Source organism: Nostoc sp. (assembly GCF_036917195.1).
Classification (GTDB): Bacteria; Cyanobacteriota; Cyanobacteriia; order Cyanobacteriales; family Nostocaceae; genus Nostoc.
The window spans coordinates 175,261-196,517 of the sequence record NZ_JBALDG010000012.1 but is presented as its reverse complement, the minus strand read 5'-3'; the positions used below and the strand labels follow the sequence as shown (position 1 = coordinate 196,517).

Genomic DNA, 21,257 nt, shown 5'->3' with positions numbered 1-21,257 from the left:
CAGCACTCCCCACTCCCCACTCCCTCAACCATCACACCCAAAAACTAAATACTTTTGAAATCATTCTGTCAATCAAGGTAATTTTCCCTAAAATCTATCAAGTGAGAGCGTGAGGCTATGAAGATTGGACGACAACTATCAAACTTACTTAAATCGGTTAGCACGACTGACGTTGCCAGAAGCTTACAGATCCCAAGTCCAGCATATTCAGGAATCTTCTAAATTCCAGCCACATTCTGGGTTGAGACAAGCAGCGTCCTTTCCTGGCTATACGCTAACTACCCCGCCGGCAGAAGAAGAATCACAAAACTCTGCTTTCTATGCCAAATTACAGACTTACCAACAGGAACTTTTAGAGTTGCCTGTAAACCATAATTTGATTGTACCTGTACCTCCTGCTAGCTTCCATCTGACTTTAGCGGATTTAATTTGGGACAATGCTTACCTTGACGCCTGCGAAAAAAATCCCAATTTTGATGAGGAGTTACACTCTTGTTTAACCGAAATATTTCAGCAATATCAACAATTGATGACAAACAGGAGTCATCCAATTCAATGGCAAATGCTGGGACTGATACTGATGCCAAGAGCTGTAGCTGTTTGTTTAGTACCTCAAGATGAACGCTGCTATGAGGAAATTATTAAATTTCGCCGAACAATTTATCAAAATCCCAAGTTAATTGCTTTGGGTATTGAGCAGCATTATCACTTCACAGCCCATATTACATTAGCTTATTTTGGGGAGGTTTCATCTGACTTAGACCGCACAAGTTTCAGCACAATGCTTTCTCAATTGAATGAAGAATGGCTGTTGAATTTGCCAGAATTTTTGATTCATCGCGTCGAATTGCGGAAGTTTGACAATATGACACGCTATTATCGTGAACCAGACTGGCCAATTTTAAATTTTTGACCTGATTCGCGGATCATCTTCACAATAAACGTAAGAATGTAATAATTCAGCATTCAGGAGTCAGGATTTATCAGGGGTTTAGTATGATCGGTATATTCATTCATCAAATATTCTTCTGATTCTTTAACTATTCGGACTCCTGAATTCTAATTTCTGAATTATTGTTTAACATTAAGTAAGTAGGCAAGAATAAATCAAACTATGTTATGCAATATAAAATTAATTAAATTGGGTTAACTTCGATGATAAATCAAGGTTTTAGCGATGTAATGAGATACTTTACTCTACTAACTAAAAGAGCAAAAGATCCTTTTATAACATGATCTAAGATGGTAGCTGGATTTATGCCATGCTGTACTAACTGAAGTTGCTAGTTATCAAAAAATGCCTATTTTTAAGTACACAATTATAAGCTTTAGTATTTAACAATACTAGTCATCCATGTTTTTGTCATATGATAATACCATCCGAGGCAATAACTAGCAACTTACGTTACTAGTTTTTTTACATCAAAATTCTGGTTGTTTATAAACGAGGTAAATAGCTTCTAAAAATACATCAGGTGTAACAGCTTCTGGTAGCTTTTCTAAATTAATAATACTTTGAACTTGCTCGGCTAACTTTAGAGATAGTGAAGCTCTTGCTTTTAATGACATTGCACCACGTCGCTGTAAATACTCACGAATAACAGCAAAATCATCGGGCAACAATTGCGATAAATCGGTAATTTCTAGTAATTGCTGATTGAGTACCTTTGCCTGTTCTGAAATTGTCAATGTTGCAGACGCAGTCGGTGTTTGGGCTTGAATCACAATTGTGCCAGCTGCCAAATCACCCAAACGCTTTTCTCGACGGCCCAACATAATTAAAAAAGCGCCAATAAACAAAGTCTCATCAAAAGGTCGGAGTAAGGCACGTAGGGTTGCTTGTTGTAGCCCGATGAGTCTACCGTCATCTCGAACCACGCGAATTTTAGCAAACCGTTTACCAGGGGTTTGCCCAAACCATAAGGTTTCAAAAAATATAAAATAGCTGATGTAAATTGCAAAGGCGATAATGAAGAAAATTGCTAAGAACCAAACTCCTAAATTTATGCTATTAGTAAAAAAGTCTTCAACAAAATTTAATAGTTGCGTCGATAAGACACTCCAAATAAGGACAAACAGAAGCAAGGTTACAATCAAGATTGTATAGTCAATCAGCAGTGCCAAAGCTCGATTGCCGATTCCCGCTAAAGTGAATTCCAACTCTACACTTTCTGGAGTCTGGAATGTGATGCGATTAAAAAAGCGCATATTTTAACTAATTGAAAATTAATAGAGTTGAATTAAGCTGTTGAGTTAACGAAAATCTTGTAAGGGAGGTTCTCGTAACTGCAAACCTAGACCCTCACGCCGAGTCCGCAAGTCCAAATATAAAACAGCTTTTAGCGCTTGCCAGAATGGCATTACAAAAACTCCACCTATTAAGCTGCCGATCAAAGAAATAACATACACAATCCAGTAGATAATAGTACCTTGCTCAAGTTTTATCAGGAATAAGCTAGGTATATAGTTTAATACAAACATTAACGGTAATGTAACGAAAAAAGCAACTAAAACAACGCCCTGAATGCGAAGTACCGAGGCTTTAGTTAACTCCCAACTTCTAGCAACACTTTCGCTACCATTAATATTTTCCTCAACTGCTAGTGGTACTTCAGCTACTACCCAACGAGAGTAGAACCAGGTTAGTCCCAACACCACAATTATTGTAAAAGTTATTACCAATGTAGTTATGACTATAACAACTGTACTAGCACCGAATATCCTTCCTAATACTACTCCCAGCAAGCCAGCCAAGATACCAGCCGCGATCGCCAGTCCAAAATAAATTAAAAGTATTGATATTCCTACCTGAAAACCAACTCTTAAAAATGACCACAGACGCAGATTAACATGGCTGCTGGCAGCTTGGACACTTTCAGGTTGGTAAATCAATTCTCCAAAAGCCAAGCGTGAAATTAGTCCAGAAATAGCTGCATATTTTGCCCAACCATAGATCGGAACTATAATCCACAAGTGAGCAATTAAAGCCAGTTTCAGATAAGTCTTCAGATGAGAACGATACAATCGTACCGCAGCACTGACAACATTTCCTACACTCAGTGGTTGTATCTGACCGGGAGATCCAAAATTTTCAGACATAATGGTAACTTTCCCTTGAAAGTACGGAGATGAATTTGAGGATATCTTAAGCTAAATTAAACTCAGTGTTCCCAAAATTCATGAATATTCAACGTTGGATTGCGCGACGAGAACCGAATTGGCTGCGTTTGGATGCCCTATTAAAGCAGATAGAAAAAAAAGGGCTAAAGTCCCTACAAGCAACAGAAATTAGAGAGTTAGCGAGTTTATATCGTTCAGTAGCAGCAGATTTAGCTCGTGCCCGTACCCAGCAAATCAGCAATACTTTGATACAAAGTTTACAATCTTTAACAACTCGTGCCTATACGCAGATTTACCAAGGTTCGCGGCGACAAGAATGGCAGGCAATCTTAGAATTTTACCATTGGGGATTACCATCTGTAGTCCAGAAAACATTTGCATATATTGCTGCTGCAACGGCGCTGTTTCTACTGGGGGCAGTAGTAGCTTGGTGGTATTCCTGGCAAAATCCTAGCTTTATGTCGTTGATAGTACCTGAAAGTTTGATTGCCAAGGTGCGAGATGAGCATAAATTGTGGATGGGGTCAATTGTTGGTGTTGAACCTCTGGCATCCAGCGGTATCATGATCAATAATCTGTCGGTATCTTTTGGTGCTGCTGCTGGTGGCATCACGGCTGGAGCATATACAGCCTACTTGATGGTCTTTAATGGCTTATTGATTGGTGCTGTTGGTACTTTGGTGGGTCAAAATAATCTGGCTTATCCTTTTTGGGCGTTTGTGTTTCCGCATGGTTCTTTGGAATTACCCGCCATCTTTTTTGCTGGGGGTGCGGGATTTTTATTAGCAAGAGCAATTTTATTTCCTGGTAAATATCGCCGTGGTGATGCACTGAAATTCTATGGTTTTCAAGCAGTGCAGCTAATATTTGGGATTGTACCAATGTTAGTTATTGCTGGTGCGATCGAAGGCTTTTTTTCTCCTAATCCCAGCGTACCTGAGCCGATTAAATATCTGGCAGGAATAGGATTATTTATACTTTTGGTGCTGTATTGTAGCCGCAAGCAAACATGAAATAATTTAGGTGGTGGCGGATTGGTGAATTTAAAAAATCTTTTAGAATAAGGTAAATACTTTTCAGTTAAGACTTCACTATGTAAAAAAATTATCATAAGTTGAAGCTAGGATAATCATGGTACAAACACCAAATCAAATATTGACTATAGAAGAGTTTCTCGCACTACCAGAAACTAAACCGTATTGCGAGTACATTGATGGTAAAATCATTCCAAAACCTATGCCTCAAGGAAAACATAGCACTATTCAAGGAGAACTCTGTCCCACAATCAATTCTGTTGTCAAAGTACAAAAAATGGGTTGGGCTTTTCCAGAATTACGTTGCACTTTTGGAGGACGTTCTATAGTTCTCGATGTTACTGTATTCTCTTGGGCAAGGCTTCCTATAGACGAAAATGGTGATATTGCCAATACATTTGCCGCAGCACCCGACTGGATAATCGAAATTCTCTCTCCCGAACAAAGCCATACAAAAGTTACAAAAAAAATCTTACACGCTCTCAATCATGGGACTCAAATGGGTTGGTTAATTGATCCTGATGAGCGATTCATTGCTGCTTATCCTGCGGGACAACAACCTTTACCTTTTGAGGAAATTGAGTCTGTTTTACCAGTACCAGAGTTCTGTCAGGGGTTACAGTTGACGGTGGGTGAAATTTTTGGGTGGTTAAAAGTGACTGCATAATAAATATTTCGTTTAAGCAAACCTACTATTCTTATTCTTGCACTTAAATATGCCAAGACGCACAAATGATATGCCAAAACGCATCATCACCGAACTATCTGATGAACAAGAAGCAATGCTTCCTATCTATAGAGACAAGTGGCGCTCGATACAAGTATCAACTGAATCAATTGAGCAAGAAAAAGTTACAGCAGTAATTAAAGCTGCTTATACAGTGAGTGATTATCCTGAGCCTGAGATATTATTCTATAGCAGTCCGATGACGGCAATTGAAAAGACTCTTGCTATTGAGAACTTTAAAACGTATCTAGGGCGCAATATCCACATTAAATTCCTTAAAAGAGTAGTAGATCAACTTATACATGGAATAAGGCAACAGCTTGAGGAACATCTCTTTATCAGGTTGCGGAACCAAGTTCAACATCCTAAATTTCCGTACTACTCAACTGAGAGTCATCCACAAGTTTCATCCTTTCCGTACACAGGAATATGTCTTGAACGTCAACTAATTGCTGATCTCGACAAGCTTGAACTTGAATTTACTGATATTTCATACTTTACAAGCAACCTGAATATACCAGCAGAAGGGGCAATTTGGGGTTGTATGTTAGATTTTTGTATCTCAGTTATTGACCTTCAACACGACAAAAAAAAATGGAATGTACTTCGAGATTTGATGCAACATTGTGGTTTGATATTCCAATTTGAAAAGGTTTGTATAGTCTGCGATCGCCCTTGTAAGTTGTCTTTTGACAAAGAAAGTATGCTCCATGCTGAAGGGGAACCTGCTCTTCAATTTACTGATGGCTATAGTGTTTATGCTTGCCACGGAAGACATCCTTCTGAAGAAAATCGAGAGCGATATTGTGAGGAGCAAGATCCTGATTCTATGTAGATGCACAGCCTAACAACGAATGATTTAGAATTGCTACTCAACTCTAGGGACTCACCGATAAACACATATTTTTCTTCTTTTTCTACTGAAGTTATATTTTTTAAATTGTGTAATATACTCATTTTTAATTATTTAAATTAAACTTAAATCTCTCATCAGCAGATTTTTACTAAGCTAATCTAATCAATCAAATATCAATAATCAAAAAGATATTTAAATTTAATATTTAAACGCATCTTAATTATTTACTCATCAATTGTTAAATAAACTTTAACTATAAAAAATGTAGCCTAACTTAAGGCTGGAATTACAGCAGGAAAATATTCCTTTAATTAGAGGTAATATGATTTTTTCGACCACCATCTTGAATCGTGTCGTTGCTACTTCAATGGTGACAACTTCTGTTGCACTTAGTCCATTTTTTGGTGCGATCGCACAAGCTGAAACTCTTAATGGTGCAGGAGCAACTTTTCCGGCTCCGCTTTACGAACGCTATGCTCGTGAAGTTAAGAATAAATATCCAGACTTGAAAATTAACTACCAAGCAATTGGTAGTGGTGGTGGTATTCGTCAAGTCACTGCTGGAACTGTTGACTTTGGTGGTAGTGATGCTGCAATGAAAGATGATGAAATCGCTAAAGTAAAGAACGGTGTAATCTTAGTACCCACAGCAGGCGGTGCCGTTTCTGTGGTTTACAATCTTCCAGGCGTTAATGATCTTAAATTGTCCCGCAGTACATTACCAGCAATTTTCTCAGGTCAAATTACCAAATGGAATGACGCAAAAATTAAAGCTGATAATCCAGGTGTCAATCTACCAAATCAATCAATTAAGTTCGTTGTTCGCGCCGATGGTAGCGGTACAACTTTCATTTTTACTAACCACTTAAGTGCTACCAGCGGTTATTTTAAAGGCAGAGTTGGAACTAACACTGCTCCAAAATGGAATCTGCCAAATGTCTTCAAAGGCAAAGGCAACCCAGGCGTAGCTGCCTTAGTATCTCGTACTCCTGGTTCTATTGGTTATGTTGAATATGCCTACGCTGTCAAAAACAATCTGAAATCAGCGCTGGTACAAAATAAGAGAGGAGAATTTGTTGCTCCTTCTTTAGAATCTGCAAATGCAGCTTTGTCAACTGTCACTTTCCCAAACAACTACCGCGTTTTTGTAGGAGATCCAGGACAAGGTTATCCCATCGTAGGTCTTACCTGGATTATGGTTTACAAACAGTATGCTAATGCTTCTAAAGCTGATGCTATTAAGAAATGGATTAATTGGGTATTGAAAGACGGTCAACAATATAACGATGACCTCAACTACACCAAGATTCCATCTGATGTGGCAAATCGTGTACTTCAGACAGTGAATAGCTCTGTCAAACCTTAATTTGCAATCTTAGTACTTTCCTCTCCTAGAGCATTGATTTGTAATCCTGGAAAAACCTCTCCCCCAACCCCTTCCTTACGAGGGGAGGGGAGTTTGGCTCCCCCAATCCTACAAGAGTTGAGGGCTGGGGGGTTAGGTTTTTGATTACTGAATCGATGGTCTAGTATGGTGAGTTGACAACTCACTCTATTAATAAGAAAAAAATCTATTTTATTGATTTGTAATGGCAAATTCATCGGAACCAGCCGACAGAAATTCATCAGATGATTTAAATCTAAGCGATGAAAATTTCAATCTAACAGCTATCAGCGGCACAAATTTTTGGTTTGACCAAGGTTTTACACGGCTAGTATACTTTTTTGCCGTGATTACCGTTGCAGTGTTATTTTTGATGAGTTGGGTAATTTTACACGAAGCTTTACCAGCCATTAAGCAGTTTGGACTGGGGTTTTTGTGGGGCCAAGATTGGGATACAGGTAATCAGATTTTTGGTGCATTACCCTATATATATGGAACTTTGGTAAGTAGTACGATCGCTATTTTATTCGCTGTCCCAGTGGGAATAGCAGTAGCCTTAGTCACGAGTGAAAATTTCTTACCTTCATCGCTACAAACAACTTTAGCATTTGTTGTTGAATTAATTGCAGCAATTCCCAGTGTCATTATTGGTTTGTGGGCGATTTTTGTCTTTATTCCAGTTTTAGAACCTCTACAAAAGTGGCTAGCCAGCACTTTTAAATGGATACCACTGTTTAATACAGAAGACCCTTCTGGGACTAATATGTTGACTGCTGGAATTATTCTAGCCATCATGATTTTGCCCACAATGGCAGCAATTACTCGTGATGTTTTAATGGCTATCCCTAAAGAATTACGTAGTGCATCTATGGCTTTGGGTAGCACCCGTTGGGAAACAATTTTTCGGGTATTGCTACCAGTTGGATTTTCAGGAATGGTGAGTGCAGCAATGCTCGCCTTAGGACGCGCTCTGGGTGAAACAATGGCTGTCACTATGGTGATTGGTAACTCGGTTCAAATCAGTGCTTCTTTACTTGCTCCAGCTTATACAATTCCCTCTGTATTAGCTAATGAATTTGCCGAAGCTGAACCGGGATTGCATATAGGTGCTTTAAGCTATTTGGGATTGATTTTGTTTGGGTTGACTCTAGCTGTAAATGTTGGCGCTGTACTCTTGGTGAAATGGGTTAGGAGGAAAAATAAATAACACTATTTCAGTTTAAGATTGCCACAAACACTTCAGTATAGCAAGACGTTTATCAATCAAAAGTTGTAAATAATATGAGTAGTTACATCCAGTTAGAAACTGATGAATCTCTGGCGACAGAATTATGCAGTCCTCTGCCAAGAGAACGAGTAATATTTACTTATGCAATGAATGCGATCACCTTTAGTTTGACTGGTCTAGCACTCATTCCTTTAATATCAATTTTGTGGCAAATTATCGTCCGGGGAATATCTGGACTTCAATCAGATATGTTTGTCAAGGCAGTGATTGACAATGGCTTTGGAAATGCCATCCTGGGAACCATAATCATGGTAGTAATTGGTTCACTTTTAAGCATCCCCACAGGGATAATGACAGGAATTTTCTTGACGGAATTTGGTGAGACTAATTCAATTACTAGTATTGTTCGTTTTATCACCAGCATTCTTACAGGCGTGCCTTCAATTGTTGTAGGCGTATTCGCTTATGGTGTGATAGTTTTGCTTACTAAAGGATTTAGTGCGATCGCAGGTGGTTTTGCTTTAGCCGTGATTATGCTACCTGTGATTATACTGACAACAGAAGAATCCTTAAAACTTATTCCCACATCTCAACGCCTCGCCTCTGCTGCTTTAGGTGGAACTCGCTTCCAAACTACCTTTCGCATCGTTGTCACTGCTGCAATTCCCGGAATTACTACAGGCATTTTATTAGCAATAGCTCGTGCGGCTGGTGAAACAGCACCCTTAATTTTTACTGCCTTATTTAGTCTAGATTGGTCAGAAGGATTGTTAAGTCCAACAGCTTCCTTACCAGTATTGATTTTTAACCTCTACAACGACCCCGATCCGCAAAAAAGCCAATTAGTATGGACTACTTCTATAGTTCTACTCGGCTTAATTTTATGTGTCAGTATTCTTTCTCGCTTAGTTATTAGTCAAAGAAGAATAAAGTAAAAATAAATTTTTTTTTTACAGCTTGGGTAAGTATGAATAACCTAATTCCAGCTATCAAAGTTAAAAATATCAGTTTTTACTATGGCACAACAAAAGCAATTGAAAAGGTCTCAATAGATATTTATCAAAATCAAGTAACTGCAATTATTGGCCCTAGTGGTTGTGGTAAATCTACCTTCATCAAAATTCTTAATCGCATTAGCGAATTAGAAGGGCCTGTGAAAGTCGAAGGAGATGTAGAATTTTTTGGTCAGAATATTTATGCTCCTCGTGTTAACATCAATCGGTTACGCCGCCAAATTGGTATGGTGTTCCAAAAACCGAATCCTTTTCCTATAAGTATTTACGAAAATGTTGCCTACGGTATGAGAATAGCAGGCAGGTATTCAAAATTAAAATTAGATGAAATCGTCGAATCTGCGCTTAAAAGCGCTGCTCTTTGGGATGAAGTGAAAGATAAGCTGGATAAATCAGCTTTAGGGCTTTCTGGTGGTCAACAACAAAGATTATGTATTGCCCGTGCTTTAGCAGTCAAGCCGAAAGTTCTGCTGATGGATGAACCTTGCTCGGCTCTTGACCCCATCGCTACCATGAAAGTTGAGGAACTCCTCCATAGTTTGCAGTCTGAGTTGACAATTGCGATCGTTACCCACAATATGCAGCAAGCCGCTCGCGTTTCTGATTTTACAGCTTTCTTTAGCACCGATGAAAGTCGCATTGGTCAAATGATTGAATTTGGTGCTACAGAGCAAATCTTTAACAACCCACTAGACCCCCGCACCCGCGATTACATTTCAGGGCGTTTCGGTTAAGGTATGTCCTAGCGTGACTTAATAATTTTTGTCAATTTATCTGATACCAGAAGCTACTCATTAAAGTGTGGTTTTAAAAAATTACTAATTCATCTTTACAGATAAACTAGCTCCTCACCGAATTTTATATTTTAAATTTTGGATAATGGAATTGAAAGATTCAAAATTCAAAAAGGTCTGTTGGTGCAGCGTCCGTACCAGTATAAAACGAATTTAAACGCGAGAACAATTCTATTATCCAAAATCTAAATAAGTAGGCAGGCATAATTAAATGTAATATCTCATTGCGTTCGCGTAGCATCTCTACGAGACCAGAGGCGAACGCAATGACAGTCCATATTATATTTATTTACACCGTTCCACTTAACACTTACGCACTGTATAAATCAATCATGGTATGCATTTTCCAAAATAGGTCGTTTCAGGCTTTTATTAATCATTCTTTGATGGTAAACAGACCTGTGCCTCTACGACAGATGTGGTTTTTAAAATAATTCATATTTGGTCTTTCCTGTCAATGCGTAAGTCCTACTAAAATTATTTATTCAGAGGAACTGCCTAAAGAGCGGGAACGCGCAAAATACAGGCATGGGGTCAATCTAAAATCTAAAACCCAAAATTCAAAATTGTTTAACTACCCATGAAGGGTATATGATATTAATATTTTTATTTCTACATAGCTATTTTAAGTCGAACCAGCCCGAATCCTTTTAATCGGAAAGGATAGTATATAGGTCAAGGTGGGAAAGGTAGGTATAAAAAGTCTGTAAAAGAGAAATTTTGGGATACAGTCTTAATATAAATACTAACAGTTTATCTGCTGTATAGCTACGTAATTTCCATGAACATCTCCTTTTGGGAGTAACATAGTGAAACAGCGGCGCTGATTTCTACTGCTTTACTTCGTCAAGTTTTGTTTCACACGTTTTAGGAATATGAGTAAACTAATTCCAGCCATCAGAGTCAAAAACTTCAGCTTATATTACGACACTCAAAAGATAGTTGAAGGCGTGTCAATGGATATTTACCAAAACCAAGTCACGGCAATTATTGGTTCTAGTGGTTGTGGCAAGTCTACTTTTCTTAAATCGTTAAATCGCATGAGTGAATTAGAAGGAGAAGTGAGGGTTGAAGGAAAAGTAGAATTTTTTGGACAGAGTATTTATGAGCGTCGTGTCAACATCAATCGCTTACGTCGCCAAGTTAGTATGGTTTTTCCCAAGCCAAATCTTTTTCCCATGAGCGTTTATGATAATGTCGCCTATGGGGTGAAATTAATTGGATGGCATCCGAAAGTAGAATTAGATGGGATTGTTGAATCTGCCATCAAAGCTGCTGAACTTTGGGATGAGGTGAAAAATAAGCTGCACAAATCTGCTTTAGAGCTTTCTGGCGGTCAACAACAAAGATTATGTATTGCCCGTGCTTTAGCAGTCAAACCAAACGTTCTGTTGATGGATGAACCTTGTTCAGGTCTTGATCCTGTTGGTAGCATGAAAATTGAGCATCTAATCCATAACTTGCGCTCTGAGTTGACAATTGTGATTGTTACTCACAATATGCAGCAAGTTCCTCGCCTATCTGATTTTACGGCTTTCTTTTGTAGTAATGAAAATCGCATTACTCAAATGGTTGAATTTGGTACTACAAATAAAATCTTTACTAACCCCGTGGATTCTCGCACCCGCAACTACGTTTTCGCCCGCATCAATTGAAGTGTTTCTTAAATTCTAGCTATTTAGAGAGCTACAACATAATGCAAGCGTAAATTAAGGTTGAATTTAATTTCTGCTTGCTTTGAGTTTATCTTGTGTTGGGCAATATAAATTTCTATTGAAAATAATTCAACATCTCCAAATAAGTTCTCCTAAAACTAAATTATCTGTGTCAAAGCTAGGTACAGAGATACAGAAAATAACTGGAGAATCTCCTAATTCAATTATCAAAAAATTGAAGTTAGGTTCCAATTTTACCAAATATCTAGAATCATCTCCCACATTTACATTAAAGGCGAGTGGCAAGGAATATGAGGTAACGCCGCTACTCTGCAAGTAAATACTTTCTGGATATCTACGTACAACCTGAGCTGTAATTCAGTATTATGTAAAAAGATGTAAATAAATGTAAATAATACGATGCAGGATAAAGTCGTTGTTGTTGTCGGTGCTACTGGTGGTATTGGTTCAGCGTTAATACACAAACTTGCGCCCACCGGAGTCCGGTTGATACTGGCTGCCAGAGATGCAGTTTGTTTAACAACACTGGCCGCTGATTTACCAGGGCAAGTTTTGACCGTTCCCACCGATATTACTGACCCCCAACAAGTAGATACTTTGATAAAAAAGACCGTCGCTGAGTTTGGTCAAATCGATATTTTGGTGAATGCAGCTGGCGTTGGTATACTCAAGCCTTACAACAATCTGCAACCAGATGATTTAGACAAGATGCTAGATGTTAATTTAAAAGGCAGCTTTTATACCACTCAGGCGGCTGCTGAAGAGATGCAAAAGCGCAAGTCTGGTCACATCTGTAATCTAGTAGGAATTCTGGGCAAGCATTCGATGGCAATGGCAGCGGCTTATTCTGCTTCTAAGTTTGGTGTTGTCGGTTTCAGTAAATGCATGGCAGAGGAACTCAAGCGTTTTGGTATCAAGTTCACGCTATTCTACTTTGGTGGGGTAGATTCTCCTTTCTGGGATAACGTGAACTTAAAAGTAGATCGAAAAAAAATGCTTAGTCCTGAAACTGCTGCCAATGCAATTTTTTTTGCCCTTTCTGCCGAACCGCAAGCTGTGCCAATGGAAATTAACATTCAACCTGATAGTCATCTGTTCTTTTAGAGTAGGAGTACGTCTACATAATTCTTGCCTGGTAAAGACATGAAAATCTAGCAAAAAAGGCAAAATTTACAGACATATAAGCTGTTATGCTTGATTTTCAGTATTTATGAAAATTGATCACGTTCATTTCTATGTGGAAGACGCCAAAGTATGGCGGGATTGGTTTGTACACCATCTTGGTTTTCAAGCAGTAGCTAAGAGCATCAGTTCATTTCACACTTGTACAGAAGTGGTGAAAAGTGGTGCTGTCTGCTTTTTTCTATCTTCACCACTATTACCCACAAGTCCGGTAGCTAAGTTTTTACTTCAATATCCACCTGGTGTGGGAGATGTTGCTTTTGCTGTCGAAGATGTTGAAAGCGCGATCGCACTAGCTCAAATGCACGGTGCTACAATCCTACAACCCATCCATGAACGCCAGGTGGGTACGGCATTCATCAAGTGTGGCAAAATTGCCGCCTGGGGTGGACTGACTCATACGTTGATCCAAAGGCGCTGTCCAGAAGTAGGAATAGACGACACAAAGAAAGAACTCTCCCTGTCCCCGTGTCCCCGTGTCCCCGTGTCCTCTTCAATTACCGCCATAGACCACATAGTGTTAAACGTGGCAGTTGGTGAATTGGAACGTGCCGTCGCTTGGTACGAAAACATTTTAGATTTTCAACCCCAGCAGGCATTTAAAATTAAAACCGATCGCTCTGGTTTACATAGCCAAGTGATGGTTTCGCGCAACGCTCTAGTCCAATTGCCAATTAATGAACCAGCTTCCAGCAATTCTCAAATTCAGGAGTTTCTCGATGTTAACCGAGGGCCAGGAATTCAACATATTGCCTTGCGGACGACTAATCTTGTGAGTGCGATCGCTAAATTTCGTGCCAGTGGTTTATCTTTACTCTCAGTTCCCCAAAGCTACTACTCACAGCTAAAACAGCGTCCAGGACTCACCCTATCACCTCTAGAACTGGAAGCGATCGCTCAACAGGAAATTCTGGTGGACTGGCAAGAATATCCTCCTTTAGGGGCACAACAAACCGCGCCCTTACTATTGCAAATTTTCACCCAGCCCATTTTTCAACAGCCGACATTTTTCTTTGAGTTTATTGAGCGCCGTTACCAAGCTCAAGGTTTTGGTGAAGGTAACTTTCGCGCTTTATTTGAAGCTATTGAAAGTGAACAAATCAAACGCGGTACCCTGCAATGATGCCTGAGTATAAAATATCAATTGAAATTTAGCCAGACTCCGAGCAAGTTGATTTTGTAGACAAGCAACTTCAGGATTTCAATGTAGGCAAAATAGGAGATTACCAATATACGCCACTGTTTCTATTGCTTCGTGATTCAGAAAAAAAGGTAGTGGGCGGCTTGGAGGGTTTTATCGGCTTGGGATGGTTCCATATCGGTACTCTCTGGATTGCAGAGGAGTTAAGAGGTTATGGATATGGAAAAGCACTTCTTTCGAAGGCAGAGCAAGAGGCTGTTAATCGTGGTTGCTTAAACGCATATCTTTTTACTTACAGTTTCCAAGCTCCCAAATTTTATCAGCACTTGGGGTATGAAGTTTTTGGAGAGTTAAAAGATTTTCCTCCAGGTCATTATCGATACTTTCTTAAAAAGAGTTTACAAAGAAACCCTTAACTAGACTTGATCCTCTCGAAAAATAGCCATATATCTGAGATAATTTTAATAAAAATTAACTTTTTCCGCCGATGCTAAGACTGATTACTGACTTCGACGGCCCAATTATTGATGTTTCCGAACGGTACTACCGTGTTTATCAATTCTGTTTGGAGAAAACCCGTCGTCCAGACCAAGTAGTGCAAGAACTTCCGAAAGCGGAATTTTGGCAGTTAAAGCGATCGCGTGTTCCCGAAAAACAAATCGCCTTAAATTCAGGGTTAGATGAAGCCCAAGCACAAGAATTTGCCCAGTTGCGGCGGCAAACTGTGCATACAGAACCTTACTTTCACTATGATACTCTCGCGCCTGGTGCTGTGGATGCACTGTTAAAAATTCAACAAGCTGGAATTGATTTGGCAGTTATGACCATGCGCCGATTTCGAGAACTAGATTATGCCTTTAAAAAACACGATTTAGGGAGATTTTTCCCGGAAAATCGTTGTTATTGCCTGACTAACGACTACGTAAAAACTCGTGATATTGAAGATAAGCCTTTGTTAATGGCTAGGGCTTTAGAAGAACTGCCCCCCGCCACTGATATCTGGATGGTGGGAGATACCGAAGCCGACATCACCGCGGCTAAAAATTATGGTATTAAGGTGATGGCTGTAGAATCTGGCATCCGCGATCGCACCCAATTGGAACTTTACCACCCCGACTTAATCGTTAAGGATTTCAGCGCTGCTGTAGATTTAGTCCTAAAACCTAAACACCTTGTCTAGAAAGGCTGTGTAGCTGCAACAGATTGAATTAATCGGCATTCGTTTATTGTCTTGCCTTTTGCATCAATCTCAATTATGCCAATTACTCCCCAGGAAATAAATTTTCTCTCTTGTAGCCAAATAGTCTTTTTGGGTTTCAACTTAGGGATTTTCAGCCAACATTCTTAAAACCTAATCAACGTGAGTTCAACAAACCTCTCCCTGCCTTGAACTAAAGTTCAAGTCTGTCCCTCTGAGAGTCGGAGAGGGATAGCTTTTGTGTAGTAAAATCTCTTAGAGGTCTTTTGATTCGACTAATGTGATCAGTCGAACTCACGTCAATCAGCATTCAGGTTGCCAATTAAAGTAGGAGTCAGCATACCTATTCTGACTCCTGACTTTCTTATTTAAGAAGAACACACATAAACCACGTCTTCTTTATAGAAATTTGCTTGCAGGTAGCGGTTTAGCGGAGAAAGCTACTAACCAACCACAACAATATAAACGTCACTACAGTAGAGAACTGATTTATTCCCAGACTGATAAATGATATTTGTGGTAAGAGCCAACTAGCAACTAGTCCTCCAGCGATTAAGCCAATTATTAAACTGACTAGGGTGAACAAAACTGCTCGGCCAAATTTACCTTCCTTGCGATTGAGAAAGTAAATACTGGTGCCTACCCCAACCACCAATGCTAACTGCAAAACCTGATCGCCTCCCTCTGGGTAAAACACACTAATAGAACTCAAACCAAGAAACCAAGCTCCTGGTAAGAGTATATCCGCAGGCGTTGGCTGATCCAGCATCCGTTGCAGCCATGCAGGTGACTGCTCACGAGGGGTTGGACTTTCTTTAGGAGGCGATTGCACTCGCAACTCTGGAAACCGGATACGCTCAGGGACTTTGATTTTACCTTCCTGGCGCATCCGTAAGCGATCCATTAAAATCGCATCGTAAGCTGCTTCAATTACTTCTAAATGCTTGGCATCGCCATTATGCTGCTCGAATAGGCGATTACGAGCATACTGAATCTCATCGAAGCTAGCCTCTTCTGATACCCCAAGTTTTTCGTAGGGATTTTGATCGCTCATGGGAGTTTGTTACTTCAGCCTCAGTCAGCGGCAGTCTTTTGTCAAAGAAAAAAACGGCTTTAGGTTTTTTTTAATCGAAACTAAAGTCTCGACCTATTTTATGCCCTACCAGGATAGTAGCACGGGTTAGTTTGATTGACTTTGTAATTTCAACTATAGTCACTTTAACATATCGCTATAACTCCGTGTATACCCTCATGTCGTTACCCAGTTCTGGCTCTAATCTAGAATTTGAACGGAGAGTACCTAAAACACATAGTTTTTATGAAAAAATCAACTTTACTGTTTCAGATTTGGCAACTTACTGTGCCCTAATAGAGTTTTTTTAATTATACTGAATAATCGCTTGTGGTATATATCCACAATATCGATTTAAAATTGAAACGTTTTAAGTTACCACCTAACTGGGATCAAGAAGGTGTCTTGGTGTCAAGAACTGTTGCGGCTAAAGTCAGAGCGCCTATATACTGTGGCTAACACAAGTTTCGCGTTCTCATTGCCCACAATCCTGATTTGAGTATTTATTTTTGAATGATCAGGATTATAATGCCGTAGCCATGTAGATTTTTAGTTAGTCCGAAAGTGGCAACTGCGTTTCTACGCAACCCTCTTGTTAATCTTACGTATATTTGTGCAAAGTAATGGTCATGGCTCCTGCCAAGATTCTTGTAGTTGACGACGACCCTGCGGTTCGGAATTTAATCCAACGCTTTTTGATTAAGCAGAACTATCAGGTAGAGGCTGCCGAAGATGGAAAGACAGCCTTATCTCTATTTGAGCAATTTAACCCGGATTTGGTAATTCTGGATGTTAATTTACCAGATGTAACTGGGTTTAACCTCTGCCAAGAGATGCAAAGTCGTAATGGTGTTTTTGTTCTGATGTTGACTAGCCGTGCTGACGAAGCTGACAAAATTCGCGGCTTTTCTAAAGGTGCTGACGACTATCTCACCAAGCCTTTTGGGCTAGGAGAGCTAGAAGTCAGAGTCGGAGCTATTTTGAGGCGTCAACGAGTGATAACTAATGCCGAGCAGAAACGCTTGGTATTTGAAAAACTGATGATTGATCCGGTACGACGAGAGGTAGCACTTAATAACCAACCAGTACCCTTAACTGCTCTGGAATTTGACTTGTTGCATTTTTTAGCCAGTCATCCAGGTCGAGTTTGGCGACGTGCAGAACTAATCCAAGAGGTGTGGGACTATGAATATGTCGGCGACCAGCGGGTTGTAGATGTACATATCGGCCAAATTCGCAAAAAGATTGAAATTGATGCTAGTCAGCCAGCATTAATTCAAACTGTACGTGGTGTAGGGTATAAGTTTGAATCTCCTCCTCACCCCCAGCACTTGGAAGCCAAGTCCTGAGTTTATAGTCTAGAGTCTTTTAACTCTTGACTGTTGACTCTTGGGGGAGGAATTAATGAATTTCTTTGACTTTAGTAAAAGACAAATTTAGACAATCAAAATAGGTAGATATTCCTCAAATACAGACCAGTTCGTTATTTGAGATATTTCTTTATCCGTTTAAGACAGTGGACAGGTAAGAGAGTCCACTGGAAAATATTTCTTTGCATTTGACCGTTTTGGTAGATATAACGGTGCTTAGATTGGAGTCCGTAGGGGCGCATAGCTATGCATTGGTGTCAACTTAACGTAAAACCGTTGTCAAGACATGATCTTGAATTTACTCACTTACCATTACTCTTGGCGTTACCCCACCCCGGTTTTGTCTAAAGCCAAAACCGGGGTGGGGTAAAACGCATGTTGTGTAAGCGTTTGAGCTTAAGTTGACACCAATGATAGCTATGCGCCCCTACAAACGTGTTTGTATCCAAAAGAAAACCGTTAGATAATAAGTACTAACGGTCAGCTAATATACTCAAGTCTTGCCTCAATTCTAAATCTTGCGCTATTACCAATTAGTTTTAGCAATAGGAGAAACTATTGGAACCTTTTTAAGGATCAGAATCTACTGATCTTTTTTGTTGTAATATTGCCCTGATATGCTTGATCGTTATTAGGTCAAAATCCCATTGATCGAGCACGGTTTGCGTACCTTTATTAGGACATGAGCCAGAATAACGCCCTTTATACCAGTACCTATAGGGTGTCTAGTAGATTAGCGGTTGCGGGTGAATCCATGCTGGGCATTTCTACTGAGGAGTGGTGGAACAAAGTTTCCAGATAGACTCGGGCAGCACGGCGATCGCTATCTCCATTTTGGAGTAAAAACAATGATAACGCCGCCGTCAATACCCTGTTCTCATCCCAATCGGGATGGGTTTCTAAGTAGTTTTTTAAGGATTCGTGGAGTGTTTCGGGAATTTCTGTAAAGATGCTAACCGTTGCTTTCATGAGATTTTCCTCCTATGAGGACAATCAAGAGGGACAAGTTGCTTGCGGTGAAACGGCCTAAAGCTACCTCACACGCTCTTTTGCTAGCCCGACAATCTGCGCCCACATCTCAGGTAATATATTTTACACATTTGATACCAACGGTTGAACGGACTATAAAAGCAAGCCGAATCATTGTGCGCTAAGAGGGGGTGGGTTTGTCAATGCTGCGAAATGTTAAAAACAATTGTATAAAAAATAAATGCTAACGGTATAATCAGCTTTAGAGCAAATTTTTTGTTACTTTACTTTACAAAAACTCAGTCCTTGAAGTTCCTTGCCACAGTTAATTAACAATCCCCAGCAAGACGGCAAGAAGCCCATTAGTTCGTAGAGTACCTGTGGAAAACTGCTAAAATCCCTGTGGAAACCCTGTGGAATGAGTCAGGAAAATTGCCGCAAATGATAAGAATTACCAAAATGTCACAAAACTATGACATTTAAGCTCATCAAATTAACTTCTCAATCTCAGCTATCATCGTGGCTGCCCTCGATACATCCCCAGATATGGATTTTCGTAATTGGTAGATTCCTCTCGGAAGTCGGCACTGGGTTTACCCTGTTTTACGCCCCGATCTTTTTTGTCAATCAAGTTGGTTTATCTGCAACCAGTGTCGGGGTAGCCTTGGGTAGCGCCTCGATTTCCGGCATTGTCGGGCGGATTGTAGGTGGTTCCTTGGCTGATTCTGGAGAATGGGGACGCCGCCGCACTTTGTTGCTAGCGACGGCGATTTCAGCAATTGGTTCTTTAGTTTTAGCTGCAACCAGTAATTTTACTATTTTGGTAATTGGTAGCTTGATTAGCGGTTTAGGGATAGGTTTCTATTGGCCGGCGGCTGAAGCTGTTGTTGCTGACGCCAGCCAGATTGACAATCGCCGGGAAACTTTTGCGATCGCCCGACTAGCAGATAATCTTGGGTTAGCTATAGGAATTGTGCTTGCTGGGTTTTTAATCGCGATAATTGGAAGTTATCGCTGGCTATTTGTCATTGATGCCATCTCTTTTATGGTATTTTTTGGGGTTGTCTATGTGGGAATTAATCAAACAGAACAACAGCAAATGGGGGAATCTGAAAAGACACAATATTTTGCTTCTTGGATGACAGTATTAAGTGATCGCCGCTTCCTTGTCTATATAGCAGTTAATATATTCTTCACAATCTATATTTCTCAAATCCATAGCACTCTCCCGCTTTACTTTAAAAACTTTGTTATCAAAAGTACTACCGAAGGATTTGCTCAAACTACGATTAGCGTTCTATTTGCTTGGCATCTGGTGCTAGCGATCATTTGTCAATTGCCAGTTACTAGTGCCTTAAAACGCTGTTCTCATACACTTGCACTTACTGTGTCTGCTATTTTGTGGGCAATTGGTTTTAGCCTGATTTGGGTAAGCGGTACTGCCCCATCTCATAATCTGGTTTGGGTAGCATTGGCATTGGGAGTATTTGCTGTTGCGATTGTTTCTTATACCCCATCTGCTGCCTCTTTAGTCACTGAGTTAGCCCCTGAAAATCAACGCGGCGTTTATTTCTCCATTAACGCTGTATGCTGGGGTGTTGGCTATTTTATTGGTCATCCTTTAGGTGGATGGGCATTAGATCAACGGCGAATTATTACTGATAGTTTCTGGCTAGGCTTTTCTTTGAGTGTGGTGATCGTCGTGGTAATTTTACAGTACCTGAATCGAATTTGGGCTGATTAAAAGCTTCATTCCACCTACGGTAAAATGACTTATTATTCCCTCTATTGACGACGTTCTTGGAGCTTACGATACACAGATTTTAAATCAACTTGATGGTAAGCTAAGGCAACCAAAGTATGATACAGTAAATCAGCCACTTCACCTGTGATCGCATCTGCTTCATCATCCTTAAAGGCCATTATTACCTCAGCGGTTTCCTCACCGATCTTTTTCAAAATTTTGTTATCACCACCTGCTAATAACTTACAGGTATAAGAACTTTCAGTAGGATTGTCGCGGCGATCGCATATTACTTGAAACAATTGCGACAATGTATCTCCTGGTGGTGGGGCAATTTTTCCTTCTATTTGGTGAAAGCAACTGCGTTCTCCAGTATGGCAGGCAACATCTCCTAATTGCTCTACCCCTATGAGTACCGCATCACTATCACAGTCATAACGGATACTCTGGACTTTCTGAATATGTCCAGAAGTTGCCCCCTTATGCCACAATTCTTGCCGGGAACGGCTCCAAAACCAAGTTTCTTCAGTTTCTAAAGTCTTTTGTAACGACTCCTGATTCATCCACGCCATCATCAGAACAGTACCATCCAAATAATCTTGGACAATTGCAGGTACTAGACCCCGTTCATCGTAGCGAATTTCCTCAACAGGGATGGCGTAATGCAGTGAGCGCGAATCGTTAGAAGACATACCAGCTAGTTTGCTCTAATGAGAATAATTCATGGATTTACGATACCATTCAGAATA

At 40.0% G+C, this 21,257-nt stretch carries 19 protein-coding genes and 1 pseudogene; 15 read left to right on the top strand and 5 right to left on the bottom strand.

Annotation, left to right across the window (positions count from 1 at the left end; all coding sequences use genetic code 11):
* Positions 1-124: 124 nt before the first annotated feature.
* Entirely contained in the window at positions 125-913 is a 789-nt protein-coding gene (locus tag V7K40_RS04110; RefSeq protein ID WP_334956967.1) for a DUF1868 domain-containing protein, read from the top strand.
* A gap of 509 nt (positions 914-1,422) precedes the next feature.
* On the opposite strand, the gene V7K40_RS04105 is transcribed toward V7K40_RS04110, so the two are convergent.
* Together V7K40_RS04105 and V7K40_RS04100 are read right to left on the bottom strand one after the other, a co-directional pair.
* Positions 1,423-2,208: an RDD family protein gene (locus V7K40_RS04105; protein WP_334956965.1), complete on the bottom strand. Its 786-nt coding sequence runs from the start codon at positions 2,206-2,208 to the stop codon at positions 1,423-1,425.
* A 45-nt stretch (positions 2,209-2,253) separates the two neighbouring features.
* Positions 2,254-3,099, bottom strand: coding sequence for a hypothetical protein (locus tag V7K40_RS04100; RefSeq protein WP_334956963.1), 846 nt, complete (start codon positions 3,097-3,099; stop codon positions 2,254-2,256).
* A gap of 80 nt (positions 3,100-3,179) precedes the next feature.
* Between V7K40_RS04100 and V7K40_RS04095 the strand changes: the two genes are divergently transcribed.
* From V7K40_RS04095 to V7K40_RS04040, 12 genes are all read left to right on the top strand, one after another.
* Positions 3,180-4,133 (top strand): stage II sporulation protein M, encoded by a 954-nt coding sequence (locus V7K40_RS04095; protein WP_334956961.1) that lies wholly within the window; start codon positions 3,180-3,182, stop codon positions 4,131-4,133.
* A 118-nt stretch (positions 4,134-4,251) separates the two neighbouring features.
* Complete coding sequence (locus V7K40_RS04090; protein WP_334956959.1) at positions 4,252-4,821, top strand: Uma2 family endonuclease; 570 nt, start codon at positions 4,252-4,254, stop codon at positions 4,819-4,821.
* A gap of 70 nt (positions 4,822-4,891) precedes the next feature.
* Complete coding sequence (locus tag V7K40_RS04085; RefSeq protein ID WP_334956957.1) at positions 4,892-5,716, top strand: DUF6745 domain-containing protein; 825 nt, start codon at positions 4,892-4,894, stop codon at positions 5,714-5,716.
* 343 nt (positions 5,717-6,059) lie between these two features.
* Positions 6,060-7,103, top strand: coding sequence for a phosphate ABC transporter substrate-binding protein PstS (gene pstS, locus V7K40_RS04080; protein ID WP_334956955.1), 1,044 nt, complete (start codon positions 6,060-6,062; stop codon positions 7,101-7,103).
* A 223-nt stretch (positions 7,104-7,326) separates the two neighbouring features.
* The gene (gene pstC, locus V7K40_RS04075) at positions 7,327-8,328 is read left to right on the top strand and encodes a phosphate ABC transporter permease subunit PstC (protein ID WP_334956953.1); all 1,002 of its coding nucleotides are present in this window, start codon (positions 7,327-7,329) and stop codon (positions 8,326-8,328) included.
* Between the two features lie 74 nt (positions 8,329-8,402).
* Entirely contained in the window at positions 8,403-9,284 is an 882-nt protein-coding gene (gene pstA, locus V7K40_RS04070) for a phosphate ABC transporter permease PstA (RefSeq protein ID WP_334956951.1), read from the top strand.
* A gap of 32 nt (positions 9,285-9,316) precedes the next feature.
* Positions 9,317-10,096 carry a phosphate ABC transporter ATP-binding protein PstB gene (gene pstB, locus V7K40_RS04065; protein ID WP_334956949.1) on the top strand — a complete coding sequence of 260 codons (780 nt, stop codon included), beginning with the start codon at positions 9,317-9,319 and terminating at the stop codon, positions 10,094-10,096.
* A gap of 935 nt (positions 10,097-11,031) precedes the next feature.
* Complete coding sequence (locus V7K40_RS04060) at positions 11,032-11,811, top strand: phosphate ABC transporter ATP-binding protein (RefSeq protein WP_334956947.1); 780 nt, start codon at positions 11,032-11,034, stop codon at positions 11,809-11,811.
* A gap of 420 nt (positions 11,812-12,231) precedes the next feature.
* Positions 12,232-12,936 carry an SDR family oxidoreductase gene (locus V7K40_RS04055; protein WP_334956945.1) on the top strand — a complete coding sequence of 235 codons (705 nt, stop codon included), beginning with the start codon at positions 12,232-12,234 and terminating at the stop codon, positions 12,934-12,936.
* A 106-nt stretch (positions 12,937-13,042) separates the two neighbouring features.
* Positions 13,043-14,137, top strand: a complete 1,095-nt coding sequence (gene hppD / locus V7K40_RS04050; RefSeq protein WP_334956943.1) for a 4-hydroxyphenylpyruvate dioxygenase — start codon at positions 13,043-13,045, stop codon at positions 14,135-14,137.
* A gap of 92 nt (positions 14,138-14,229) precedes the next feature.
* Positions 14,230-14,571 (top strand): GNAT family N-acetyltransferase, encoded by a 342-nt coding sequence (locus V7K40_RS04045; RefSeq protein ID WP_334957022.1) that lies wholly within the window; start codon positions 14,230-14,232, stop codon positions 14,569-14,571.
* A 71-nt stretch (positions 14,572-14,642) separates the two neighbouring features.
* Positions 14,643-15,335 carry an HAD family hydrolase gene (locus tag V7K40_RS04040; RefSeq protein ID WP_334956941.1) on the top strand — a complete coding sequence of 231 codons (693 nt, stop codon included), beginning with the start codon at positions 14,643-14,645 and terminating at the stop codon, positions 15,333-15,335.
* Between the two features lie 445 nt (positions 15,336-15,780).
* Here V7K40_RS04040 and V7K40_RS04035 read toward each other — a convergent pair whose 3' ends face one another.
* Positions 15,781-16,407 (bottom strand): CPP1-like family protein, encoded by a 627-nt coding sequence (locus V7K40_RS04035; protein ID WP_334956939.1) that lies wholly within the window; start codon positions 16,405-16,407, stop codon positions 15,781-15,783.
* Between the two features lie 647 nt (positions 16,408-17,054).
* Here V7K40_RS04035 and V7K40_RS04030 point away from each other — a divergent pair.
* Positions 17,055-17,774, top strand: a complete 720-nt coding sequence (locus V7K40_RS04030; protein WP_334872043.1) for a response regulator transcription factor — start codon at positions 17,055-17,057, stop codon at positions 17,772-17,774.
* A gap of 798 nt (positions 17,775-18,572) precedes the next feature.
* On the opposite strand, the pseudogene V7K40_RS04025 reads toward V7K40_RS04030, so the two are convergent.
* Positions 18,573-18,764 (bottom strand): annotated as a pseudogene (locus tag V7K40_RS04025) (DUF2811 domain-containing protein); the annotation flags it as partial.
* 472 nt (positions 18,765-19,236) lie between these two features.
* Between V7K40_RS04025 and V7K40_RS04020 the strand changes: the two are divergent.
* On the top strand, positions 19,237-20,508 hold the full coding sequence (locus tag V7K40_RS04020; protein ID WP_334956937.1) for an MFS transporter: 1,272 nt from the start codon (positions 19,237-19,239) through the stop codon (positions 20,506-20,508).
* A gap of 41 nt (positions 20,509-20,549) precedes the next feature.
* Here V7K40_RS04020 and hisIE read toward each other — a convergent pair whose 3' ends face one another.
* On the bottom strand, positions 20,550-21,200 hold the full coding sequence (gene hisIE, locus V7K40_RS04015; protein WP_334956935.1) for a bifunctional phosphoribosyl-AMP cyclohydrolase/phosphoribosyl-ATP diphosphatase HisIE: 651 nt from the start codon (positions 21,198-21,200) through the stop codon (positions 20,550-20,552).
* Positions 21,201-21,257: the final 57 nt, after the last annotated feature.